The 24,088-nt window shown below is 58.7% G+C and carries 18 protein-coding genes and 1 pseudogene; 15 read left to right on the top strand and 4 right to left on the bottom strand.

The features are described from left to right. Nucleotides 1-33: 33 nt before the first annotated feature. Complete coding sequence (locus A8C75_RS24190; RefSeq protein ID WP_193788201.1) at nucleotides 34-1,548, bottom strand: M20/M25/M40 family metallo-hydrolase; 1,515 nt, start codon at nucleotides 1,546-1,548, stop codon at nucleotides 34-36. A 733-nt stretch (nucleotides 1,549-2,281) separates the two neighbouring features. On the opposite strand from A8C75_RS24190, the gene A8C75_RS16460 reads away from it, so the two are divergent. Then, entirely contained in the window at nucleotides 2,282-3,517 is a 1,236-nt protein-coding gene (locus tag A8C75_RS16460) for an OprD family outer membrane porin (RefSeq protein WP_067384903.1), read from the top strand. Nucleotides 3,518-3,976: 459 nt separating this feature from the next. Next, the gene (locus A8C75_RS16455) at nucleotides 3,977-4,849 is read left to right on the top strand and encodes an alpha/beta fold hydrolase (RefSeq protein ID WP_067384900.1); all 873 of its coding nucleotides are present in this window, start codon (nucleotides 3,977-3,979) and stop codon (nucleotides 4,847-4,849) included. Between the two features lie 50 nt (nucleotides 4,850-4,899). On the opposite strand, the gene A8C75_RS16450 is transcribed toward A8C75_RS16455, so the two are convergent. Continuing rightward, complete coding sequence (locus A8C75_RS16450; protein WP_067384897.1) at nucleotides 4,900-5,115, bottom strand: TIGR02450 family Trp-rich protein; 216 nt, start codon at nucleotides 5,113-5,115, stop codon at nucleotides 4,900-4,902. Nucleotides 5,116-5,464: 349 nt separating this feature from the next. On the opposite strand from A8C75_RS16450, the gene hemH reads away from it, so the two are divergent. The 4 genes from hemH to A8C75_RS16430 all read left to right on the top strand — a co-directional run bounded on the left by hemH (nucleotide 5,465) and on the right by A8C75_RS16430 (nucleotide 10,128). Further along, nucleotides 5,465-6,490: a ferrochelatase gene (gene hemH / locus A8C75_RS16445; RefSeq protein WP_067384895.1), complete on the top strand. Its 1,026-nt coding sequence runs from the start codon at nucleotides 5,465-5,467 to the stop codon at nucleotides 6,488-6,490. Nucleotides 6,491-7,002: 512 nt separating this feature from the next. After that, nucleotides 7,003-7,926: a sugar phosphate isomerase/epimerase family protein gene (locus tag A8C75_RS16440; protein ID WP_067384892.1), complete on the top strand. Its 924-nt coding sequence runs from the start codon at nucleotides 7,003-7,005 to the stop codon at nucleotides 7,924-7,926. A 32-nt stretch (nucleotides 7,927-7,958) separates the two neighbouring features. Beyond that, the gene (locus A8C75_RS16435; RefSeq protein WP_067384889.1) at nucleotides 7,959-9,131 is read left to right on the top strand and encodes a Gfo/Idh/MocA family protein; all 1,173 of its coding nucleotides are present in this window, start codon (nucleotides 7,959-7,961) and stop codon (nucleotides 9,129-9,131) included. 145 nt (nucleotides 9,132-9,276) lie between these two features. Next, nucleotides 9,277-10,128: an AraC family transcriptional regulator gene (locus A8C75_RS16430; RefSeq protein ID WP_067384886.1), complete on the top strand. Its 852-nt coding sequence runs from the start codon at nucleotides 9,277-9,279 to the stop codon at nucleotides 10,126-10,128. A gap of 93 nt (nucleotides 10,129-10,221) precedes the next feature. Here A8C75_RS16430 and A8C75_RS23170 read toward each other — a convergent pair whose 3' ends face one another. Then, nucleotides 10,222-10,341, bottom strand: coding sequence for a winged helix-turn-helix transcriptional regulator (locus A8C75_RS23170; protein ID WP_227820026.1), 120 nt, complete (start codon nucleotides 10,339-10,341; stop codon nucleotides 10,222-10,224). Between the two features lie 418 nt (nucleotides 10,342-10,759). On the opposite strand from A8C75_RS23170, the pseudogene A8C75_RS16425 reads away from it, so the two are divergent. Then, a pseudogene (locus A8C75_RS16425) lies at nucleotides 10,760-11,395 on the top strand (SDR family NAD(P)-dependent oxidoreductase); the annotation flags it as partial. Between the two features lie 24 nt (nucleotides 11,396-11,419). Here the strand turns inward: A8C75_RS16425 and A8C75_RS16420 are convergent. Next, nucleotides 11,420-12,361, bottom strand: coding sequence for a LysR family transcriptional regulator (locus tag A8C75_RS16420; RefSeq protein WP_067384883.1), 942 nt, complete (start codon nucleotides 12,359-12,361; stop codon nucleotides 11,420-11,422). 333 nt (nucleotides 12,362-12,694) lie between these two features. On the opposite strand from A8C75_RS16420, the gene chvE reads away from it, so the two are divergent. The 8 genes from chvE to A8C75_RS16380 all read left to right on the top strand — a co-directional run bounded on the left by chvE (nucleotide 12,695) and on the right by A8C75_RS16380 (nucleotide 24,020). Beyond that, nucleotides 12,695-13,756, top strand: coding sequence for a multiple monosaccharide ABC transporter substrate-binding protein (chvE, locus tag A8C75_RS16415; protein WP_067384880.1), 1,062 nt, complete (start codon nucleotides 12,695-12,697; stop codon nucleotides 13,754-13,756). A 68-nt stretch (nucleotides 13,757-13,824) separates the two neighbouring features. After that, nucleotides 13,825-15,348, top strand: a complete 1,524-nt coding sequence (mmsA, locus tag A8C75_RS16410; RefSeq protein WP_067384877.1) for a multiple monosaccharide ABC transporter ATP-binding protein — start codon at nucleotides 13,825-13,827, stop codon at nucleotides 15,346-15,348. 14 nt (nucleotides 15,349-15,362) lie between these two features. After that, nucleotides 15,363-16,574 carry a multiple monosaccharide ABC transporter permease gene (mmsB, locus tag A8C75_RS16405; protein ID WP_067384874.1) on the top strand — a complete coding sequence of 404 codons (1,212 nt, stop codon included), beginning with the start codon at nucleotides 15,363-15,365 and terminating at the stop codon, nucleotides 16,572-16,574. An 11-nt stretch (nucleotides 16,575-16,585) separates the two neighbouring features. Next, the gene (gene araD1 / locus A8C75_RS16400; protein ID WP_067384871.1) at nucleotides 16,586-17,551 is read left to right on the top strand and encodes an AraD1 family protein; all 966 of its coding nucleotides are present in this window, start codon (nucleotides 16,586-16,588) and stop codon (nucleotides 17,549-17,551) included. Further along, complete coding sequence (locus tag A8C75_RS16395; RefSeq protein WP_067384868.1) at nucleotides 17,548-18,348, top strand: SDR family NAD(P)-dependent oxidoreductase; 801 nt, start codon at nucleotides 17,548-17,550, stop codon at nucleotides 18,346-18,348. The genes araD1 and A8C75_RS16395 overlap by 4 nt, the downstream gene beginning before the upstream one ends. Next, entirely contained in the window at nucleotides 18,345-20,090 is a 1,746-nt protein-coding gene (gene araD, locus A8C75_RS16390) for an L-arabinonate dehydratase (protein ID WP_067384865.1), read from the top strand. The genes A8C75_RS16395 and araD overlap by 4 nt, the downstream gene beginning before the upstream one ends. Before the next feature lie 59 nt (nucleotides 20,091-20,149). Beyond that, nucleotides 20,150-21,655, top strand: a complete 1,506-nt coding sequence (locus tag A8C75_RS16385; protein ID WP_067384862.1) for an aldehyde dehydrogenase (NADP(+)) — start codon at nucleotides 20,150-20,152, stop codon at nucleotides 21,653-21,655. A gap of 1,018 nt (nucleotides 21,656-22,673) precedes the next feature. Continuing rightward, nucleotides 22,674-24,020: a TolC family outer membrane protein gene (locus A8C75_RS16380; protein ID WP_067384858.1), complete on the top strand. Its 1,347-nt coding sequence runs from the start codon at nucleotides 22,674-22,676 to the stop codon at nucleotides 24,018-24,020. The last annotated feature ends 68 nt before the right edge of the window (nucleotides 24,021-24,088 follow it).

The raw sequence follows: 24,088 nt of genomic DNA, 5'->3' as shown, positions 1-24,088 counted from the left end.
CAGTACACTAGCAGCCTGTCTCGCAGTGGTGTGTTATCGACGCAGTTTGTTGCCAAGATACTCAAGGGCTTCGGCTGCCTTTTTAGCCTTGTCAGAGCCCTTGTCGGTACCATTGATCGAGGACGTGGTCATCGCGAAGGTGTAGATCGCGTGGGCAGCGGCATCGGACATTTGATCCAGCGCTTGCAGGCTGATGTTGTCATAGGTATCGCAGGCCAGGTGATAGCAGGGATCGTACTGCTCCCCGGCGATACCGCCGTATAGTGCGGCTTCTTCTTCGGATTTGATATCTTCGGCGCCAGTGAAGAGGCCTCCTGCGGGTATGCCGGCGGCAATGAAGGGTCCATAATCGGAGCGGCCGTCGAAAGCGGTGGCCTCGACCGGCAGAGCCTGGGCGGCAAAGTAGTCGAGGAATACCTGTTCGATATTGCTCGAGCCGTTCGGGCCTGCGGCTTCGGTGGCCGATCCGTCGCCGTCGTATACAAAGCGCACGAAATTGGGCGAACCTATCATGTCGAAATTGAGATTCAACGCAATGTTCTTGATCTCGCGCGGTGTCAATCCGTCGACGTAGGCCTGTGAACCCTGTAGTCCGGACTCTTCAGCGCCCCACCAGGCAAAGCGAACCTTGTTACGAGGTTCTGTGGTCATGGCCGCCATCTGCAGTGCAATCTCGAGGATCGCCGCCGAGCCGCTGCCATTATCCTGAATACCAGGGCCTTCGGGTACAGAGTCCAGGTGGGCACCGACTACAACAACTCGGTCATCCCGGCCACCCAGGGTTTCGGCAATTACATTATCAGTGGTACGAATCTCAGATACGGCGTCGACGCTGAGTTTAGCCATCACGCCTCCGGCAGCAAGGTCCTCCCCCACGGAGAAGGCGGCGCCCACGACAGGTATGCCAACCACAGGGTCTGACAGGGTACCGTTGAAGGCGTCTGTTCGCCCTGGCTGACCTTCATTAAATATCACGACCCCAACTGCACCGGCGTTTTCGGCATTGAGTGCCTTTAGCTGAAAGCTGCAGCTGCCCCGCTGAATCACTGCAATATTCCCAACAGGGAAGCCGGCGAAATCTGTCGCTTCACAGCCACTTGTTGAATTGTTGGCATCAGCGCCGGGTGGCAATTGCAGATCAACGCCTGTGGCCGTTGCCGTTACGTTACCGCCACCGGAATACGTCATGGTGACAAAACCACTGATATCGGCATAGGGGTATACCCTGGGGACAGGTGCTGTCTGCTCCAGTTTTGCAGGCGAAAACTCCTCGAAATATGGAAAGTCAAAGGGTTCTATCGAGACATCATAACCGGCGTCCAGCATCATTTGCGCAACATAGGTGGCTGATGCGTCGTAGCCCACGGTCGTGGCAGCGCGCGTGCCTCCATTGGCGTCGGCAAAATCCTGGAAGGCCAGTTGATGGCTTCTCACGCCTTCCACGGTGACGGCGCTGCGCAGAGTCTCGGTGTCGATCGGCACCGCGGTCCAGCCAGTTGGGCTAGCGGCTGCTACAGCGGCCATCAGCGCATATCTGATACTTTTCATTTAGTACTCCTCTACGGATATTCCACCGAAGACGGCGCATTGAGCACTTCAGTGAGTGTCAAACTAAACGGGTATTGTGACCGGGGGCACCAAGTATCAAACAATGGTTTCATACACTGGGTTGCCTGGCGGTCATGAAAGCGTAGAGCAAATTTGTAGTATTGGCCTGGCGGACAAAAAGGATCCTTCCCAGTCATCCGTTCTGTAGAGGAAGTGTGGTCTTTTAACTTTTATTCCTGAGTCGTCTATTAACCCGCCGGGTTAATAGCGCGAAATGATGATATAGCGTAGCCATCGCATGCAAACCGGCATTCCAGAGAAAAGCGTCGCTGAGCAGCGGATGGGTTTCGGCGATCAACTCTCCGGTGGCATGGTGCGCGGCCATGGGCGGCGCAATCCGAATGTCGAACAGGAATGTCAGGGCGCGCCCGTCAAACCAGGTGTCCTGCGATAGTGCTGAGCCGCACCATTAGGCAAAGTTTCCTGGCTGAGCGGATGGCTTTGCTGATTGCGGCGGTGCCAAGCTAAGGCACGGCAGATGAGAAGCTTCCGGCGGCGATTAGAGTACGAAACACAGGGAGCTGGGGTGAAGTTATTGGTTACCTGGATGGCAATAAAACGTTTATCGCTTACGCTTGTTTAACGGGTTTCATACTAGACTAAACCAACCGGTACGTATATTATTGCGTGTCTAACGATTTTAGATTCTATCTTGGCAAGGAGCTAGACCTTCATGCATTTCAAACGTACCGCGATCGCCGCCGCTGTCCTGGCGTCTACAACCCTGAGCCTGCAGGCGACTGCCGCCGGTTCTGGCCTGTTTGAAGACGACAGCCTGACGGCCAGTTTCCGTACTTTCTACTTCAACCGTGACAAGGATTCCGGCAACGCCGATTCCGAAGCTCTGGGTCAGGCCCTGCGCCTGGATTACCAGTCCGGTTATGCCAACGGCCTGATCGGCTTTGATGCTTCCCTGTTCAGCGTCGCCAAGCTGGCGGGCGATCGGGGTGAAGGTGGTACAGGCGTACTGCAGACCAACGCTGACGGCTCTCAGAGCGGTTACACCAAGCTCGGTCAGGCGCTGGTCAAGCTGAAACTGGGTGAAAACGCGGAACTGCGCGCCGGTCGCATGGTGCTGGGTACGCCGCTGTTTAATGATTCTGATTCCCGTGCAACGCCCAGCGCTACCCAGGCAGTCATGGCGACCGGTAACTTCAACGGTGTCGATCTGTACGGTATCTGGTCCGACAAAGGCACTTCCAAGACTGAAGACGATTTTGAATCCTACACCGATAACACCGGCAACGATTACGAAGTTGCGGTGATCGGTGGTGGCTACAGCTTCGACAACGGCCTGGCGGTACAGCTGGCCTATGGTGAAGCCGACAACGTGCTGCAGCAGACCTACGTCAATGCCAGCTACCCGATACAGCTGTCCGGCGATGCTGAGCTGATGCTGGACCTGCACCACTACCACGGTGAAGCCGATGGCGCCGGTGCGCTGGACTCCGTAGGTTCGGATTACGAAAGTGATCTGACTAACCTGGCAGCCCAGCTGAAGATCGACAATGCCAAATTCACTCTGTCCTGGCAGAACGTCGATGGCGACGAGTATGAAGAGTCCTGGGATGGTTTCAATCACGACGACAACGGTCTGAGCAGCTGGAACTCGGTTCAGCGTCTGGACTTTGATCGCGCCAACGAGCAGTCCTGGCAGGCACGTGTTGACTACGATTTCGAGGCGGTTCCGGGCCTGTCCTTCATGACCCGTTACACCCGCGGCACCGATATCCGTCGCAGCGATGCCACCGAAGGCAAGGAGTGGGAACGTGATGTGGAGCTGAAGTACAGCTTCCAGGCCATCGAAGGCCTGTCCCTGCGCCTGCGCAACGCCAGCGTTCGCTCCAGCGAAACCTACAACTCGGACGAAAACCGTCTGATCCTGAACTACACCATCGCCGTGCTCTAACCGCATGACGCTCCTGTAGAGCAGCTTTTTCAGGCCTGTGACGCTATTTCCCCGGCGCACAGGCCTTCTTCGTTTCTGGCCCCGGCTTGGTTATTGGCCATTAGTCATTATTCATTAGTGGGTTGGTAATTGATAAGTGGTTATTGGTAAATAGTTATTGGTTATTGGTAGATTGGCCCTGCACGCTGATCACGAATCACGAATCACGAATCACGAATCACGAATCACGAATCACGAATCACGAATCACGAATCACGAATCACGAATCACGAATCACGAATCACGAATCACGAATCACGAATCACGAATCACGAATCCAGGCTGCCTTTTACCTTTTACCTTTTACCTTTTACCCGCACCTTGCTGTTGCCACTTGCCCCTCTGTGGATGAATGATTTGCACCGGTGCCTGTAATGGGTGCAAGCTGCAGGCTCACTGTTACACGCAAGGAACTGTTGCATGCCTGAGCTAATCCCCGGCGAATATGATGTCGTTTTGAATGGCAGCCGCATTCATTACAGCGTGCGGGGTCAGGGGCCTGCACTGATCGCGCATTCCGGTGGGCCTGGCTGGGATGCACGTTCCTGGGATGATCTTGCCGGGATTGATGCTTTCGCGAGCGTTATTGTTATGCATCCGCGGGGTTCAGGCCTGTCGGCAGCGCCCGTCAATGGCGCCTACGGACTGGCGGATTATGCCGCCGATCTGGATGGGCTGCGCCGACATTTGGAGCTGGAAAAACCCGTCATCCTGGGTTGGTCCCACGGTGGCATGGTGGCCCAGGAATATGCCAGTCGGCACCCCGATGGGCCTGGCAAACTCATTCTGTACAGTAGCAGCGCCTGCTTTGGTGCCAGCCTCACGGATCCGCAGCAGATGCTCAGTGCCCTGATGGCATATCAGAATCAACCCTGGTTTGCGGATTCAATGGCGGCACTGCAGGATTGGTGGTCGGGCCGCTGCACGACCGATGAGGAAGCCAGCAAGTTGTGGTCGCGGATGGTGAAGTTTTATTTTAGCGCCTTTGATGGCAAGGCCGAGCAGTATCTGCAGCGTACCGCACAGCTGCCTCTGCATATTACGCCGCTGCTGACCTTTATGGGCAGTGAGGCCGCCAGCATGGACCTGAGGCCAGCGCTGAAAAAACTGCAGATTCCGAGTCTGGTGATTGCCGGACGCCAGGATTGTGTGACGCCCCTGGCCATGTCCGAAGAGATAGCCGGGGAAATCCCCGGCGCTCAACTGGAAGTGTTCGAGAATTCCGGGCACTTCGCCCATGTGGAAGAGCCGGAGCGATTTTGTGAAGTGCTGCGGCGCTTTCTGAGCGAGTAGTCGCCTGTAGAGAGATACGCCCAGGCGTTACTGACGCCGGTACAGGCGCGTTATAGCCAGCCCATGAGCCAGTGGTCGTCGTTCTGCAGGGCCTGCCAGGGCAGGCGCTGGTTGCGCCTGGACAGCACAGCCTGAAGCTCGATGTCCAGCACAGTGCCTTCATCATCCCGATACAACTGAGTCACCATGAAGTGCTTCTCGCGCTGCGCAGGCCTTGCTGCGGTCCACTTGGACAGCAGCAGCTTTTGTGGATTGAGTGAGTGCATTGATGATCTCCAGCGGGCGCTCGCCCTTGTCAGTGCTCGTCGTCAGCACGCAGATGCAGGCTTAGGCAGCTGCGATACGAAATAGCCTAAGCGCCCATGCGTGTTCTCAGGGTGGCTAACGGGTTCCAGAGGGGCATACGAGAAAAATGCGAATTTGGTCTGATTTGCAGCGGTATTCGTATGTGGAGGTGGGCAAGGTTTCCGGCACCTCGACGCTGGGGGCGTTCAGGTCGTGATGCTGTGGGGTTATACTGGCGCAGTTTTGTGAATCGGGCCTTTGGCGCCCGGGGGCATCGTAATATTGCGGCAACCGGCAGTAATCGGGGGTGGCACTGAAACAGGATATGACATGAAGGATCAGGCGTTACTGTTGGTTAACCTGGGCTCGCCGGCCTCGACCGAGGTGGCGGATGTGCGCCGTTACCTGAATCAGTTCCTGATGGATCCTTATGTGATCGATCTGCCCTGGCCGGTGCGCCGGCTGCTGGTGTCGCTGATTCTGATTCGCCGGCCCAGGGATTCGGCCCATGCCTACGCCTCCATCTGGTGGGAGCAGGGCTCGCCGCTGGTGGTGCTGAGCCAGCGCCTGCAGCAGGCCATGGCAAATGCCTGGCGGCATGGCCCGGTGGAGCTGGCGATGCGCTATGGCGAGCCGTCGATCGAAACCCAGCTGTGCAAACTCGCCGATCAGGGGATTACCCGGGTAACGCTGGCGCCGCTCTATCCACAGTTCGCCGACAGTACCGTGACCACGGTGATAGAGGAGGCGAGGCGGGTACTGCGCGAGCGCAAGCTGGCGCTGGAGTTGTCGCTGCTGCAGCCTTTTTATGACCAGCCGGAATACCTGGATGCACTGGTGGCGAGCGCCAAGCCGCACCTGGCGCAGGATTATGACCACCTGCTGCTGAGCTTCCACGGCCTGCCGGAGCGGCACCTGAAAAAGCTCGATCTGACCGGCAGTCATTGCTGCGGCGCCGCCGATTGCTGTGCTACAGCGCCCGCCGAGGTATTGCAGCACTGCTACCGTGCCCAGTGCATGCACAGTGCCGAGGTGTTCGCCGCCCAACTGGGCTTGCCCGCTGATAAATGGTCAGTGTCCTTTCAGTCCCGCCTGGGGCGCGCCAAATGGATAGAGCCTTACACTGAACAGCGCCTTGAAGAGCTGGCCCGCCAGGGCGTAAAAAAGGTACTGGTCATGTGTCCGGCTTTTGTCGCGGACTGTATCGAGACGCTGGAGGAGATCGGTGACCGGGGCAGCGAACAGTTTCGCAGCGCCGGTGGCGAAGAGCTGGTACTGGTGCCCTGCCTGAATGATCACCCCGACTGGGTGGCGGCGCTGAACAGCCTGTGCGAGCGGGCACAGCCGCTGAAATAACCCGCAGCTGCGCTCTGTCGCAGACATTACGCCATCGTGACCCATATAAAAACGGCTCTGCTTTTGCAGGGCTGTTTTTATATGGGGCTGCTCCAGTGGGATCTTGTCTTCTGAGAGCCTGGGCAACCCGCTGCCCGATTACAGGCCTGCCAGGTGCTCAATAGCAAGAAAGTGAAGTTACTGGCCTTGTCCAGATGCATACCAGGTACTGGGCCAGAAGGCGAGCTTTGCTTCTGTCGGCATTCGCACCTTTCAGTGCTCCCTTAAAAAGCGCGCGCTTCAGGCCGCTGAGTAGCCAATATTGAGTATTTCTGCGCGATTTTTACCGCGCTTGTGCTGCGCATTACATCCTGAAAATGAGCAAGAATTCAAACGTCGATACCGGTCCTGCCTGATTAAATATGCACTATCCGCTGGCAAGGTTTGATAGGGCATTGCACTGCAGGCTGATTGTCGTGCCGCATCCAGGGCCAGGCCAGGGCAATCCGTGTTACCCAATTCGAGGCACACTAATGAGCATAAAAATTTCCAGTGCACCCTGCTGCTGGGGTGTCGACGATCCCCGTAACCCCCACCTTCCGCCCTGGCAGAAAGTGCTCGATGAAGCTGCCATTGCTGGTTACAAGGGCGTAGAGCTGGGCCCCTATGGCTACCTGCCGCTTGATATCGAAACGGTGAGCGCGGCGCTTGAACAGCGGGGGTTGAGTATCGTCGCAGGCACCATTTTCGACAACCTGGTTGACCCCGCCAATCTCGACAGTCTGCTCCGGCAGACCCATGAGATCTGCGCGCTGCTCTCGAGCCTGCCGAAGCTGGCGCAGGAAAAAGGTCAGCATTATCCGGCGCCCTACCTGGTGCTGATCGATCATGTGCACGCAGAGCGCAGCCTGGCGGCCGGGCACCCCGAGGCGGCGCCGCGCCTGAGTGCGGAAAAATGGGCGCAAACCATGGCGCATATCCGTGCCATTGCCGAGCTGGCCCGGGACGAATACGGCATCCGCGCCGTGGTGCACCCCCATGCCGGCGGCTATATCGAGTTTGAGGACGAAATTCGTCAGCTGCTGCGGGATGTGCCCTACGCTATCGCGGGCCTGTGCCTGGATACCGGCCATCTGTACTACTCGAAGATGGATCCGGTGGCGTGGATTCGTGAACACAAGGATCGCATCGACTACCTGCACTTCAAGGATATCGAGCCTGGGATCTATAGCGCCGTCATGGGCCAGCCCATCGACTTCTTTGCCGCCTGTGCCAAGGGCGTCATGTGTCCCATCGGCCAGGGGGTGGTGGATTACGACGCCATCTATCAGTTGCTCAGGGATATCGATTATCAGGGCTATATCACCATCGAACAGGAACGTGATCCGCGCAATGCCGCCGGCAGCCTTGAGGATGTGACGGCGAGTCTTGCGTATCTGCAGGGCAAAGGTTTTTAACCAACAACAATAAAAACGCTGAGGTAAACAACATGATCAATGGTGAACTGAAAGTCGCACGCCCGATTCGCTGGGCCATGGTGGGGGGCGGCCGCGCGAGCCAGATAGGCTACATTCATCGCTCGGCTGCACTGCGAGACAATGTCTTCAAACTGGTAGCCGGAGCCTTCGATATAGACCCTGAGCGTGGGCGTGATTTTGGCTTGCGCCTGCAGGTGGAGGCTGAGCGCTGCTATGGCGATTACCAGGCCATGTTTGACGCCGAAGCGAAAAGGCCCGATGGCATTCAGGCCGTCTCGATCGCGACGCCCAATGGTACCCACTTCGCCATCTGCAAGGCGGCGCTGCACGCCGGGCTGCATGTGGTGTGTGAAAAGCCGCTCTGCTTCACGCTGGCAGAAGCCCAGGAGCTGCGCGCTCTGGCAGAGGCAAAGGGGCGAATCGTCGGCGTCACCTATGGCTACGCAGGGCACCAGTTGATCCGCCAGGCCCGGGCGATGATCGCCAATGGCGACCTGGGCGAGATTCGCATCATTAATATGCAGTTTGCCCACGGTTTTCACAGCGAAGCGGTGGAGGGGGCCAACCCCAGCACTCAATGGCGGGTCGATCCCCGCTTTGCCGGGCCCAGCTATGTGCTGGGGGATGTCGGTACCCACCCGCTGTATCTATCGGAGGTCATGTTGCCTGCGCTTAAAATCAAGCGCCTGCTGTGCAGCCGGCAGAGCTTCGTCAAAAGCCGGGCGCCGCTGGAGGATAACGCCTTTGTGATGATGGAGTACGAGGGCGGCGCGGTGGGCACGCTCTGGGCGTCGGCAGTTAACGCAGGTTCCATGCATGGCCAGAAAATCAGGGTAATCGGCTCCAAAGCCAGCCTGGAGTGGTGGGATGAGCACCCCAATCAGCTGATCTACGAAGTGCAGGGCAAACCCGCTCAGGTACTGGAGCGTGGCATGGATTACCTTTATCCCGATGCGCTGGAAGATGACCGTATCGGTGCCGGTCATCCTGAAGGTCTGTTCGAGGCCTGGTCCAATCTGTATTACCGCTTTGCCCTGGCCATGGAAGCCATGGACAAGGGGGATGCGGCACTGGCCGGTACCTTGGGTATTCCGGATATCGAGGCTGGATGCGAGGGGGTGCGCTGGGTCGAGAACTGCGTGCGTTCTGCAGATCTGGGGGCCACCTGGGTCGATTACGCATAGCGCCCTGGCGCGAAGGCGCACAGGGTTGCGTCATCGGCGGGGCTCTGCGAGCATTGGCGCAGGCGGCATGGCGCCGTCGCCGTCGCCTGCGCCGTCCGCCACCTGGCGGTGATCCTCAGGCTCTGTTGTTGCGGAGACAGGCAGTATGATGCAGCGGTTCGCAAAGCGGAAATCCCGCAGTCGGCTGGAGATCGAAAGCCAGGCCGAGCTTATGTACATGTGCGCCGCCGACGCCACTCATACCCGGCTGCCCCGTGCCATGCACCGGCACGAGGATTGTATCGAGATTCTGTTTATCCGCGAGGGTAGCTGTTCTCATATTATTGATGGGCGCCAGTATCAGACCCGCAAGGGGGATGTGCTGATCTACAACAGCGGCGTGCTGCACGACGAGTCCGCCAGCCCCTATGCTGATATGAGCGTTTTCTGCTGTGCTTTCAGAAACCTGAAACTCAAGGGCCTGGGCAGGAACCGCATAACGGAACCGGGCGATAGTGTGGTGCTGCAAAGTAGCACGCTCTATGCCGAATTCGATCAGCTACTGCAGGTGCTTTATAGCCGGGTGTGCTGGGAGCACAGGTACGGGGGCGAGTTTTGCAATCAGCTGCTGCAGGCACTGATCGTGCTTGTGCTGAGCCTGATTCGCGATAATGAACCGAGTGTCGCTTCGGAGCATTTTGATATCGGGCAGCAGGTGAAAAACTATATTGACGAACATTACCGCGAAGCCATAGGCTTGAAGTCAATGGCGGCGGATATGCGTATCAGTCATTATTACCTGGCGCATAAGTTCAAAGCAGCCGTCGGCTGCTCCCCCATTCAGTATCTGATCAGACGGCGGATTGGCGAAGCCCAGTCGCTGCTGATCAATACCGATCTGAGCGCGACCGAAATCGCTACCATGGTCGGCTATGATAACTCGAATTATTTCATTACAGCCTTTAAAAAGGTGGTTGGCATTACCCCGAGTAATTACCGGGTGCAGTGCCTGAAATAATATTTTTATGGAGATCGATATTACCGTTTAATTTTTTCACCTTTCACCTTTCACCTTTCACCTTTCACCTTTCACCTTTCACCTGGTTTCTATTCATACCTCACTTTCAATCTCGTCCTGCAGTTTTTCCAGTTCATCCAGAATGCGCACAAATTTTTCCCCAAAAGGTGTGACCTGGTATTCAACGCGCGGTGGCGCTTCGTTATAGGTCAGGCGCTGAGCTCGGGAGCGGACTTTCTGGAAAATAATTTATCCTGATTTGATCGTAGGTGGTTCCAGTGGCATGGGCCAGGCAACGGCGCGCCAGTTACTGAATCGCGGTATTGATACGCTGATTATCGGCAGTTCCGGTGCCAGACTAGTGTACTGCTTCGCCCTAATGGGTGCTTATAGAGCCCGCCAATGCGTGTCCGGCAAGGCGCCGTTCGCCGGTAATAGTGGGGCTCTTGCCAAGAGCGGCAACACAGCAGGGCGCGCATTGGCGCGCTCCCTGCGGGCGAGCCGCCAGAAGGCCGTCCGCGGTGTTGCATTTCCTCGACATAGGCCCACTATGCCTTCGAAAATGCGCCGTGCGGCCCACCTCCTGGCGACTCGCTAAAAGCGCCTCTAAGAGCGAAGCAGTACACTAGACGCCGCTAAAAAATCCCTCGTCGATATCGGCCAGGTTGAAACTCTGCAGGCCGATTTATACGACGCGAGCGATATTCAGCGTGTCATTGATTATGTCGCCAATGAACAGCGCCATATAAAGTATCTGGTGAATGCGGCGGGCAAGTTCAAACCCACCGCTTTTCTGGAGCATGGCCACGAAGATTACGATGCCTATATGGATCTGAATCGTGCCACTTTCTTTATCTCCCATGCCGTGGCACAAAATATGGCGGCACACCAGGGAGGCTCAATCGTGCATATTGGTTCCATGTGGGCCAGGCAGGCAATCAAGGCCACGCCCTCGTCCGCATATTCAATGGCCAAGGCCGGGCTGCACTCGCTGACACAGCATATGGCAATGGAGCTGGCGGAGCACAATATTCGGGTGAATGCAGTCTCTCCGGCGGTTGTGAAAACGCCCATCTATGAAGCCTTTATTAATCCGGCCGTACTGGATGCAACTCTTGCGACCTTCGATAGCTTTCACCCCATTGGCCGTATCGGCACATCGGATGATGTGGCCAATGCGATCCGTTTCCTGCTGGGGGAAGAATCCAGCTGGGTCACCGGTGCCATCTGGGATGTCGACGGCGGTGTGATTGCCGGACGCAACTGATATTAAGTCTGGGGGGCTGAGTTTTCAGATCCTGGTGCCGCGATTCAATTCGGCGCTGACAAGGGCGCGCAGGCGATTGGCGATGGGAGAGAGCTGGCGGCCTTTTACCAGCAACAGGTAGTAGGGCGACAGCACTATGGGCCTTTTGATCGGCAGCACGCTGAGTTTGGCACCGACGCGATTGCCGACCAGCAGGTCCGAGACTTCGCTCGCCAGCGGTGCTATGGCCGAAGTGGATACCAGCACGGCAATCATGGCCAGCAGGGAGGTGGTGTTGATGATGTTGCTGGGCGGCTGTGCCCGCGCCTCCAGAAAGGCGGAGTCCACGGCTTCGCGGATGGGGGCGCGGTGGGTCTGCATGACCCATTCATAGTGCGTCAGGTCGCCAATGGCGACTTCCCGTGCCCGCGCCAGCGGATGGTCACTGCGCACCACCAGTTTCACGGTTTCGGTGCGCGCCGGCATCAGCTCGAATTCATTGGCGTTGAAGCCGGGCGGCAGTCGTGCCAGTACGAAGTCGTTCTTGCCGCCGATCAGGTCTCGCACCAGTACCTCGCTGGCCTCGACATTCACATGGATGTCGGCCCTGGGGGAGGTGGCCTTGAGCTGGTTGATCGCCGGAATTACAAAGCCCACCGCGGCACCGGTTACGGCGCCCACGGTGGCGATACCGCCTTCACCGCTTTTCAGTTCATCCAGATCCCGCGACAGATCCCGCAGCTCAACCAGCATGTTATGCGCCCGCTGGGCCAGAGCGCGGCCGATCAGGGTTGGCACCATGCCCTTGGGGTGACGCTCGAACAGTTTGGCCCCCAGATGCTGTTCGGTGTCGGCCAGCATGCGTGATGCCGCCGGCTGGGTGATGGCCAGCGCATCGGCGGCCAGGCGTATCTGGCCGTGTTCGGCGATGGCGCTGATCAGGCGCAGCTGGCTGATCTTCAGGTTTCTGGCGACGCCGAGTTCCATAAAGCACCTGTCATATCAATATTGGTATGTATTTAGACATAAAATGAATTTGATTGGTATGCCTTTGGCGCACTATCTTGAGGGGGCTCGCAGCCTTTCGGGCTTGGCCGATCGTAGCGAGGGAAAGACCGATTAGCGGCAGTTTTTGAGCTCTTTTGAGGCGAATAGTGGTTCTATTTAACAAAAAAGAGGTCGGAAAATGACCAAATCGGCTTTCCCGCAGTAGATCAGTGGTAAGTCCGACAGACTGCCAAATTGGCTCAACGATAAAAATAATGTGTGCCCGGCAGCCCGGATTCAGATTCGGCGGCGGGTGCAACACTGGAGAAGCTAATGAAACACTTCAAGAAACTCATGGCGAGCGTTGCACTGGGTACCGTCATGCTGTCTGGCGCCGTAGTTGCCGCCGAGAAGGGCTATGTGGGTATTTCGATGCCTACCAAGTCGTCGGCACGCTGGATTACCGATGGCGACTCCATGGTCAAGCAGCTCGAGGCCGCGGGTTTCAAGGCGGACCTGCAGTATGCCGAGGATGATATTCCCAACCAGCTGGCCCAGATTGAAAACATGATCGTCAAGGGCGTCAATGTACTGGTGATCGCGGCGATCGACGGCACCACCCTGTCCAATGCGCTGGAAAATGCCCATGCGTCCGATATCAAGGTCATTTCCTATGATCGCCTGATTCGTGAAAGCGCCTACGTGGATTACTACGCCACCTTCGACAACTTCAAGGTCGGTGTACAGCAGGCATCCACTCTGGTTGAGGGCATGAAAAAGCGCGGCCAGGGCCCCTATAACGTCGAGCTGTTTGGCGGCTCGCCGGATGATAACAATGCCTACTTCTTCTATAACGGCGCCATGTCGGTGCTGCAGCCACTGATTGATTCCGGTGACATAGTGATAGTGTCCGGTCAGATGGGCATGGATACCGTAGGTACGCTGCGCTGGGATGGCGCTGTGGCCCAGGCACGCATGGATAACCTGATGTCGGCGCACTACACTGATAGTAAGGTGCAGGGTGTACTGTCGCCCTACGATGGCCTGTCCATCGGCATACTGTCGTCGCTCAAGGGTGTGGGTTATGGCTCCGGCGATATGGCGATGCCGGTTGTGTCGGGCCAGGATGCCGAGGTGCAATCGGTTAAATCCATACTGGCCGGTGAGCAGTATTCCACCGTGTTTAAGGACACCCGCGAGCTGGCTCGCGTCACCGTGGGCATGGTCGAAGCCGTACTGGCCGGCACCGATCCCGAAATTAACGACACCACCACTTACGACAACGGCGTAAAAGTCGTTCCCGCCTATCTGCTTGAACCGGTACCCGTCGATGCCTCCAACTGGGAAGAAGTCCTGATCGGCAGCGGCTACTACAGCATGGATCAGATCAAGTAAGTCACTGCAACTGCACGTAACTTGGCCCGCCGGCTACTCCGGCGGGCCAGCATGATCGGGTTATTTCTATGCAAGATATCATTCTGGAGATGCGCGGCATCACCAAGAGTTTCCCGGGTGTGAAGGCGCTGAGCGACGTCAGCCTCAAGGTTAGACGTGGTGAAATCCATGCACTGTGCGGCGAAAACGGCGCCGGCAAGTCCACCCTGATGAAGGTCCTCAGCGGCGTTTATCCCCACGGCAGCTATGATGGCGATATCGTCTATGAAGGCAATACAGTGGCCTTCGGCGGTATTTCCGATAGTGAAGACCAGGGCATCATCATTATTCACCAGGAGCTGGCGCTGGTGCCGCAGCTCTCGATTGCGGAAAACATTTTCCTGGGCAACGAGATCGCCCACAAGGGCGTTATCGACTGGCCCCAGGTGTATGCCACCACCGCAGAACTGCTGCGCAAGGTCGGGCTGAGCGAATCCTCTTCCACCCAGATCGGCAAGCTGGGGGTGGGCAAGCAGCAGCTGGTGGAGATCGCCAAGGCGCTGTCCAAGAAGGTCAAACTGCTGATTCTGGACGAGCCCACGGCGGCACTGCAGGAAAACGACAGTCAGAAGCTGCTGGATCTGCTGCTGGAGTTCAAGGCGCAGGGCATAGCCTCGATTCTGATTTCCCACAAGCTCAACGAGATCAGCCGCGTTGCCGACACCATCACGGTGATCCGGGATGGCATGGCCGTGGCCACGCTGGATTGCCACGCCGAGGAGATCAGCGAAGACCGCATTATCCGCGGCATGGTGGGGCGGGACATGGAGCATCGCTATCCGCAGCGTATACCCAATATAGGCGCCACCCTGCTGGAAGTGTCGGACTGGAACGTCTGGCATCCCGAATCCGCCGAACGCCAGATGATCAGCGATATCAATCTCAAGGTGGCGGCGGGGGAGGTGGTTGGCATTGCGGGCCTGATGGGCTCCGGGCGCACCGAGTTTGCCATGAGCCTGTTCGGCAAAAGTTACGGCCAGAACATCAGCGGCACTGTGCAGCTGCGCGGTCAGCCGGTGGATGTCTCCACGGTGCGCAAGGCGGTGGCCAATGGCCTGGCCTATGTCACCGAGGATCGCAAGGAGCTGGGGCTGGTGCTGGATGAAAGCATACTGCGCAACACTACACTGGCGAACCTTGGCGGCGTATCGACGCGCGGTGTGATCGACGATACGCAGGAGCGGCGTGTGGCCGAGGACTATCGCAAGGCGCTTAACATTCGTACGCCCAGCGTGTTTCAGAAGGTCATGAACCTGTCCGGCGGCAACCAGCAGAAGGTGGTGCTGAGCAAGTGGCTGTTCACCGAACCCGATGTACTGATTCTGGATGAGCCGACCCGGGGTATCGATGTAGGCGCGAAATTCGAAATCTACAGCATCATCAACCAGCTGGCCGACGAGGGCAAAGGCGTGATCGTGATCTCGTCCGAGATGCCAGAGTTGCTGGGTATTTGTGATCGTATCTATGTCATGAACGAAGGCGCTTTCCTGGGTGAACTGGCGGCGGCAGAGGCCAGCCAGGAAAAAATCATGTCCATGATCGTGACGGCGTAAGCGGAGTAAACAAGATGGAACAAGCTAAACCCCTGAACGAGACGCGCCCGGAGCCACAGGCTCGGCCGTCGGTTGGTGCCTATTTGGCGAGTCATCTGCGCGACTACGGCATGTTGCTGGCGCTGGTGGTCATCATGGCGCTGTTCGAGTATCTGACCGACGGCACCCTGATGCGCCCGGTCAACCTGACCAATCTGTTCCTGCAGAACAGTTACATCATCATCATGGCCATCGGCATGCTGCTGGTCATCGTCGCCGGGCATATCGATCTGTCTGTCGGCTCAGTGGTGGGTTTTATCGGCGCCCTGGCGGCGGTGATGATGGTGGAGTGGGAGCTGCCGCCACTGGTGGTGGTGCCGGTCTGCCTGCTGGTGGGCTTTATGATCGGGGCGGCCCAGGGCTACTGGATCGCCTACTGGAAAATACCCTCCTTTATCGTCACCCTGGCCGGCATGCTGGTGTTCCGCGGTCTGACCCTGGCGCTGCTGGAAGGGCAGTCGGTGGGGCCTTTCCCGAAAAACTTTCAGCTGCTGAGCACCGGTTTCGTACCCGATCTGTTTGGCGCCGGCAAACCCAATGTCACCGCCATTCTGCTCGGCGTGATCGCGGCCTCGGCCATAGTGCTGCTGGCGGCGCGGGCCCGTTCCCGGGCGCTGAAGTTCGGTATTGAAGATGAGCCCTTCAGCTTCTTTGTTGCCAAGAATGCACTGCTGGCCGGGGCCATCATCTTTGTGGCCTACCTGCTCGCCACTTACCGCGGCCTGCCGAACGTACTGATCACCATGGCGGTGCTGATTTCGGCCTATACCTTCCTCACCAACAGCACCACTCTGGGGCGGCGCATCTATGCCCTGGGTGGCAACGAAAAAGCCGCCCGGCTGTCGGGTATCAATACCGAACGCCTGACCTTCCTGACCTTTGCCAACATGGGCATGCTCGCGGCCCTGGCCGGGCTGATCTTTGCCGCCCGGCTGAATACCGCGACGCCCAAGGGCGGGGTGGCGTTCGAGCTGGATGTGATCGCGGCGGTCTTTATCGGTGGCGCCTCCATGTCCGGTGGTGTTGGCAAGATTATTGGCGCCGTGGTCGGTGCTTTCATTATGGGTGTCATGAATAACGGCATGTCGATTCTGGGAATTGGCATCGACTGGCAACAGGTCATCAAGGGCCTGGTGCTGCTGGCCGCCGTTATTTTCGATGTCTACAACAAGAACAAGTCCAGGTAAGGAGATCACAGATGCATTTGTCTCAGTTAAAGGGCGGCGGTGTGATCTGCCGCCAGGGTGAAAACGCACGCCTGGTTAAAGATGCGAACAGCACCTACGACCTGGCCATGGAAGCCATAGCTGCGGCATGCCGCCTGGCCGATATTATCGAGCGTCATGGTCTGGGTGAGTCGGTTGAACTGCTGGCCCTGGCCGAACAGGGCCAGCTCGACTGCCCGGTGCGCCATCCGGACAGCGCGCACATGTTTCTGACCGGCACCGGCCTGACCCATTTGGGGTCGGCCTCTACCCGCGATGCCATGCACGCCAGCGGCGAGGGCATGAGCGATTCGATGAAGATGTTCCGCGCAGGGGTTGAGGGTGGCAAGCCCGCCCCGGGTGAAATCGGCGTGCAGCCGGAATGGTTCTACAAGGGCACCGGCGCCGTGGCTGTGGCGCCCGGGGAGGCGCTGACATCACCGTCCTTTGCACTGGACGGTGGCGAAGAGCCGGAGATCGCCGGTGCCTATGTGATCGGGCCCGATGGCAGGCCCCATCGCATTGGCTTTGCGCTGGCCAACGAGTTTTCCGATCATGTGACCGAGCGGCTTAACTATCTGTTCCTGGCCCATTCCAAGCTGCGCCCGGCTTCTTTCGGTCCCGAGCTGTTGATCGGGGATTTGCCACGGGACATTCAGGGTACCTCGCGCATTGTGCGTGATGGCTCCGTGCTGTGGGAAAAGCCGTTCCTGTCGGGGGAGGACAACATGTCCCACACGATTGCCAACCTGGAGTACCACCACTTCAAGTACGGGCTCTTTCGCGAACCTGGAGATCTGCACCTGCACATGTTCGGCACCGCGACCCTGTCGGTGGCCGACGGCATAGTGACCCAGGAAGGGGACAGGTTCGAGATCGAGGCGCCGGACTTTGGCCTGACGCTGCGCAACCCGCTTAAGCGCGCTGCAGCGCAGACTCCCGAGGTACGGCCCTTATGACGGCGCAGACAGGCCCGGAGCGCGGGGCCAGAAGCGGACTTAAGGCGCTGTACCCGGATCTTGAGGGGCGCACGGTCCTCATTAGTGGCGGTGCTACCGGTATAGGTAAAGCCGTGGTTGAGGGGTTCGCTCGCCAGGGTGCGCGCACCGCCTTTGTGGATCTGGCCGAAGCTGCGGGCCAGGCGCTGGAGCAACAGCTGCGGGCCGAGGGCTGCGAGGCGCAGTTCTGGTGCTGCGATATCACCGATACGGTGGCCTATCAGCAGCTGATCCAGCAGGTGGCAGAAGAGTACGGTCCCATTACCGTGCTGGCCAACAATGCCGCCAACGATGTGCGCCATTCGCTGGATGGGCTTGGGCTTGAACAGTTTGATGCCCTGGTTTCAGTGAATCTCAAGCACGCGATGTTCGCCGCCCAGGCCGTGGCGCCCATGATGCGCAAGGCCGGCGGTGGTTCGATTATCAATTTCGGCTCGGTGGGCTGGATGATGGCCACCGCAGGTTATCCGGTCTATGCCGCCAGCAAGGCGGCGGTGCACGGCATGACGCGCGCTCTGGCACGGGAGCTCGGAGCGGATCATATACGCGTCAATACCCTGGTGCCCGGCTGGGTCATGACCGAGAAACAGCTGCAGCTGTGGGTCGATGAGAGCGCCAGGGAGCTGATCAAGCGCAGCCAGTGTCTGGCAGGCTCAGTGATGTCTGACGATATTGCCGATATGGCGCTGTTTCTGGCGTCCGATGCGGCGTCCATGTGCTCGGCACAGAATTTCATAGTTGACGGAGGCTGGGTATGAGCGAATTCAAACCTGCAGCATGGCCGCGCAAATTGCGCTCCACCGAATGGTTCGGCGGTACCTCGCGGGATCATATCTATCATCGCAGCTGGATGAAGAATCAGGGCCTGCCGGCGGATCTGTTCGACGGCCGCCCGGTGATTGGCATCTGCAATACCTGGTCCCAGTTGACGCCCTGCAATGCCCATCTGCGCGATCTGGCGGAACGGGTGGCCCACGGCATCTATGAAGCCGGCGGCCTGCCGCTGGAGTTTCCGGTGTTCTCGGCCGGCGAGAGCTCGCTGCGTCCCACCGCCATGATGTACCGCAACCTGGCGGCCATGGATGTGGAGGAAGCCCTGCGGGCCAATCCGCTGGATGGGGTGGTGCTGCTGGCGGGCTGCGACAAAACCACACCGGCCCTGCTGATGGGCGCAAGCAGCGTGGATATTCCGGCCATCATGGTCTCCGGTGGCCCTATGCTCAATGGCTGGTTCCGTGGCGAGCGGGTCGGCTCCGGCACCGCCCTGTGGCAGATGTCGGAAGAGATCAAGGCCGGCACCATGTCCCAGGAGGACTTTCTGGAAGCCGAGCAGGCCATGTCCCGTTCGTCGGGGTCCTGCAACACCATGGGTACGGCCAGCACCATGGCGAGCATGGCCGAAGCGCTGGGCATGGCGCTGTCTGGCAATGCGGCCATTCCCGCGGTGGACAGCCGGCGCAGGGTGATGGCGCATCTGACCGGGCGGCGCATCGTGCAGATGGTGAAGGACGACCTCAAACCGTCCGACATCCTGACCCGCCAGGCGTTCGAGAATGCCATTCGCGTGAACGGTGCCATCGGCGGTTCCACCAATGCCGTGATTCACCTGCTGGCCATTGCCGGTCGTGTGGGGGTTGATCTGACGCTGGATGACTGGGACAAACTGGGGCAGGACATTGCCACCATCGTTAATCTCATGCCCTCCGGCAAGTACCTGATGGAAGAATTCTTCTATGCCGGCGGCCTGCCGGTGGTCATGCGCATGCTGGGCGAGGGCGGCAAGCTGCACAAGGATGCCATCAGCGTATCCGGTCAGCCGATCTGGAACGAGGTCAAGGATGTACGCAACTGGAACCAAGATGTCATCCGGCCGGTCGACAGGGCGCTGACCGCCAAGGGCGGCATTGCCGTGCTGCGCGGCAATCTGGCACCCAGGGGGGCGGTGCTGAAACCCTCAGCCGCCTCGCCGCATCTGTTGCAGCACCGTGGCCGCGCCGTGGTGTTCGAAGGCATCGATGACTACAAGGCGCGCATCAACGACGAGAGTCTTGATATCGACGAACACTGCGTCATGGTGCTCAAGTACTGTGGCCCCAGGGGCTATCCGGGTATGGCGGAGGTCGGCAATATGGGCCTGCCGCCCAAGGTACTGCGCAAGGGCATCAAGGATATGGTGCGCATTTCCGATGCCCGTATGTCCGGTACGGCCTACGGCACAGTGGTGCTGCATACCTCGCCGGAAGCCGCCATGGGCGGGCCTCTGGCCGTGGTACGGGATGGCGACATGATAGAGCTGGATGTCGAAAACCGCCGTTTGCACCTGGATATTTCCGATGAAGAGCTGGCCGGCCGGCTGGCGGACTGGTCGGTACCCCAGGAGCCGCCTGCCAGTGGTTATATCAAGCTGTTCCACGACCATGTGCAGGGCGCGGATACCGGTGCGGATTTTGATTTTCTGCGTGGGTGCCGCGGGTCTGCCGTACCCAGGGACAGTCACTGAAGCCTGAAGCTGCAACAGCGGGCTTTCTATTTCCAGCAGTAACAGGAGTTAAGTATTTAATGACGTTAACTGGCAAGCACTATCTGGCAGGAAACTGGGTGTCCAGCGACAGCCACTTCATGTCCACTCCGGCCTTTGGCCCGGCCCATCAGTTTGCCGTCGGCACGCCCGCCATGGCGGATACCGCGGCCCGCGCCGCAGAAGTGGCATTTGAGAGCTACGGCTATTGCAGTCGTAGCCTGAGGGCGGTTTTTTTGAACCGCATCGCCGATGAAATCGATGCCCGTGGCGATGCCATTACTGAGATTGGCTGTCAGGAAACCGGCCTGCCCGAAGCCCGCCTGATCGGCGAACGTGGCCGTACCGTGGGCCAGCTGCGTCTGTTCGCACAGCATATCGAGTCCGGCGACTACCTGGAGCGCAAGCAGGATGGCGCCTTGCCCGGGCGTGCATTGCCGCGGCCTGATCTGCGCCTGATGCAGCGCCCCATCGGCCCGGTGGCCGTGTTTGGTGCCTCCAACTTCCCGCTGGCCTTTTCGGTGGCAGGCGGCGATACGGCGGCAGCATTGGCGGCGGGTTGCCCGGTGGTGGTGAAGGGGCATGGGGGCCATCCCGGTACCGGCGAAATCGTCGCCCAGGCCATTGCGGCGGCGGTCGAGGCCTGTGAGCTGGATCCCGGCGTATTCTCGCTGATTCAGGATGGCGGCCGCGAGCTGGGCCAGGCGCTGGTGCAGCATCCGCTGATTCGGGCGGTGGGTTTTACCGGCAGTCTGGCTGGGGGGCGGGCGCTGTTTGATCTCTGTGCGCAGCGCCCAGAGCCCATTCCGTTCTTTGGCGAGCTGGGGTCGGTGAATCCGATGTTCCTGCTGCCGGGCGCGGTGTCGGCCCGTGTCGCCAGCCTTGCGGCCGGCTGGGCCGGTGCCCTGACGATGGGGGCCGGGCAGTTCTGTACCAATCCTGGTCTGGCGATTGTGATTGACGGGCCCGAAGCCGATGCCTTTGTCGCTGCGGCCCGGGAGGCGCTGTCCGGCGTTGCCCCCCAGACCATGCTGACCGACGGCATTGCCCAGGCGTATCGCAGCGGTGCCCACCGGCTGCAGACCAGTACCGGTGTACAAACGCTGCTGGCCAGCGACACTGGCCTGCGTGACGCGGGGCCCTGGCTGTTGGAAACAACGGGCCAGGCATGGCTGGCGAACCCAAGTCTGGCCGAAGAGGTGTTTGGCCCCCTGGGGCTGGTGGTGCGGGTGGCGGACTTTGAGGAAATGCTGACCCTTGCGCGATCTCTGCAGGGGCAACTGACCTGCACCCTGCAGCTTGATAGCAGCGACAGTGAACGGGCTCGGGCGCTGTTGCCTATCCTTGAGCGCAAGGCCGGCCGCGTACTCGCCAATGGCTTCCCTACCGGGGTGGAGGTCTGCGACAGCATGGTGCACGGTGGTCCATATCCGGCCTCCACCAACTTTGGTGCGACCTCGGTGGGTACTCTGTCGATCCGCCGTTTTCTGCGCCCGGTGTGCTACCAGAATATTCCGTCCGACATACTGCCGGCGGATCTGCGCTAGGGTATTCCTCTTTCGTTTTTATGAGTCCCTGCAATAACCCTGTGCCCGGAGTATCGCCTGTGTGCGATGCCTCCGGGGTGTTTTACGTCTGTATTTTCTGTATCTGAAACGCCTTCGTTCAACCCCTTTCCCTAATATCTGCCAGGCGCAGCTACCGCACGACTATTCCTCTGGACCCACTGCCTATAAATCCGCCTGCGTTTCCGTGTTTCAATGATTAAGCCCGATTATTTCTTGTGCGCAGAATAGTTTGCTGGCGCACTCTATTGAGCTAATCAGCCATTAAGGCTGCGTTGGTGCGCAGGGCTCGCTGTAATATTCCAGCGCCGCTTGAGGCTTGGAAATAATATAGGTATTGGATGCCTGTTTTACTGGTGTGCGCTGGGTTTACCCGCAGCCTGTGGTATAGGCGGAGTTTGCCGTAATGAACCCGGTTGTATGGCGGTAACTACGTGGAAAAGGCGTAATTTTATTGACAAAATTCAATAAGTAAACAGGGTTGTCTGTTGCTGTTTTTGTGTTCAAAAAGCGTTGCGCCTGACGTGCCAGAGCTATAAAGTTGGACCTGATGCAAAACGGTTCAGCGACTGTTAACGCAAGCGTAAGGTGCTGCTGATATTTGAGTCGAGCAGGAAAGCGCGGCGCTAAAGCTGAAACGGCTGTATTGGATTATCGGCCTATTTACACCGACCCGGTGCGACCGATAGTCCGGCCCCATTATCTTGGGTGCAGGGAGTGCTGAAATATTGGCCTGAGTGTCAATGTTTTTTTAGTCTCCACAGGGACGTCAGGACAGGTTTTGTACAGGTTGTTGCCTTATGTAAGTGATCAGACCTCTTTGGATCTGCCGGTATAGGGAATTTTGTGCAGACTCTGTTTCTCGACCGATAACATGACCGCCTGTAGCTATTGTACGCTGCAGGCGCGTTTTACTTTGCCAGATTGGCTGTGCCCCGAGGCGTTACAGGGGATGTTTAACAGGACAATGGCTGCGAACAGCGCCAGGGGAATAACAAGAATGCGACTTAACAAGCTGGTTCGATTGTGCGCAGGGACGGGTGTTTTGTGCTGGAGCGCGTCGGCGTCGCTGGTTCAGGCCGAAAACCTGCTGGAGCTTTATCAGTCGGCGCTGCAGTCCGACCCGCGTCTGGGCAGCGCTACCTATGATCATGCCGCCGGTGCCGAGGTCGTCACCCAGGCCTGGGCCGGTTACAGGCCGGTGATCACGCTGGATTACGACAGCATCGACACCACCCAGGATATCCTGCGCAGCGACAATGCGGCTTTCGAGCAGGGTAGCACGACCTTCCCCACTACCAGCTGGACCCTCAGCGTAACCCAGCCCATTTTTCGCTGGGCCAACTACAAGCGTATCGGCCAGGCCAAGGACGAGTTGCTGCAGGCCGATGCCGAACTGGTTCAGGCCGAGCAGGATCTTATTCTGCGCGTGAGTGGAGCCTACCTGACGGCACTGTCCGCCGCCGATGAACTGGGCTTCCTGGATGCCGAGCGCAGCGCCGTTGCCAAGCAGCTGGAACTGGCCCGCGGCCGTGAGCAGGCGTCTATCGGGCGTGCGGTGGATCGCTACGATGCCGAGGCCCGCATGGCGTCGGTGGAAGCCGATTACGCGGTGGCCGAAGTCGCGTTGCGTGACTCCTATGAAGCGCTCTATGAAATGGCGGGCCGTGATCCTGAAGTGCTGGCGACCCTGCAGGATGATATCGACCTGCAGCCACCGCAGCCAGCGGACGATCAGTACTGGATCACCGCGGCCATGAAGAACAACCCGGCCCTGGTAGTACAGCGCCATGTGGTCAGCGTCTCGCGCACCGAAATTTCCCGCCAGAACGCCGGCCACTTCCCGACCCTGGATGCGGTACTGCGCCAGAACAACCGCGATACCCAGGGCACCCTCTTTGGTGGCGGCAGTGAGGTCGAAACCCAGGAGCTGATGCTGCGCCTGAGTGTACCCATTTACGCCGGCGGCTCCGTCAGTTCGAAGAAGCGCGAGGCGGTTGCCCGTTACCAGAGCTCCGAGCAGGAACTGACCCGCTTGCTGCGCGAATCGCGCCGCCAGTCCCGTGATGCCTACTGGGGTGTCATGAATGCGGTGAAACGTACCCAAGCGCTGAACAAGGCGGTGACCGCACAACAGGCCACGCTGGATCTGCGCCGCGCGGCTTACAAGTCGCGCCTGGAAACGGCCATCAGCGTGCTGGACGCCGAGCGTGATCTGTATTCGGCCAAGCGTGATCTGGCCCAGGCCAAATACGATTACCTGCTCAACAGCCTGCGCCTCAAGGCGCTGGTGGGCGTGCTGACGCAGGATGATCTGAATCTGGTAAATGACTGGCTGCAAGGCTGATCCATAAAAACACAGGCACGTGGTGTTTTTGCCCGATGTTTCGGTAAAGGCATAGCATGAGTGACTGA

This window comes from Marinobacterium aestuarii, assembly GCF_001651805.1.
Classification (GTDB): Bacteria; Pseudomonadota; Gammaproteobacteria; order Pseudomonadales; family Balneatricaceae; genus Marinobacterium_A; species Marinobacterium_A aestuarii.
The sequence above is the reverse complement of the archived record's forward strand: the minus strand, read 5'-3'. Positions and strand labels throughout refer to the sequence as shown.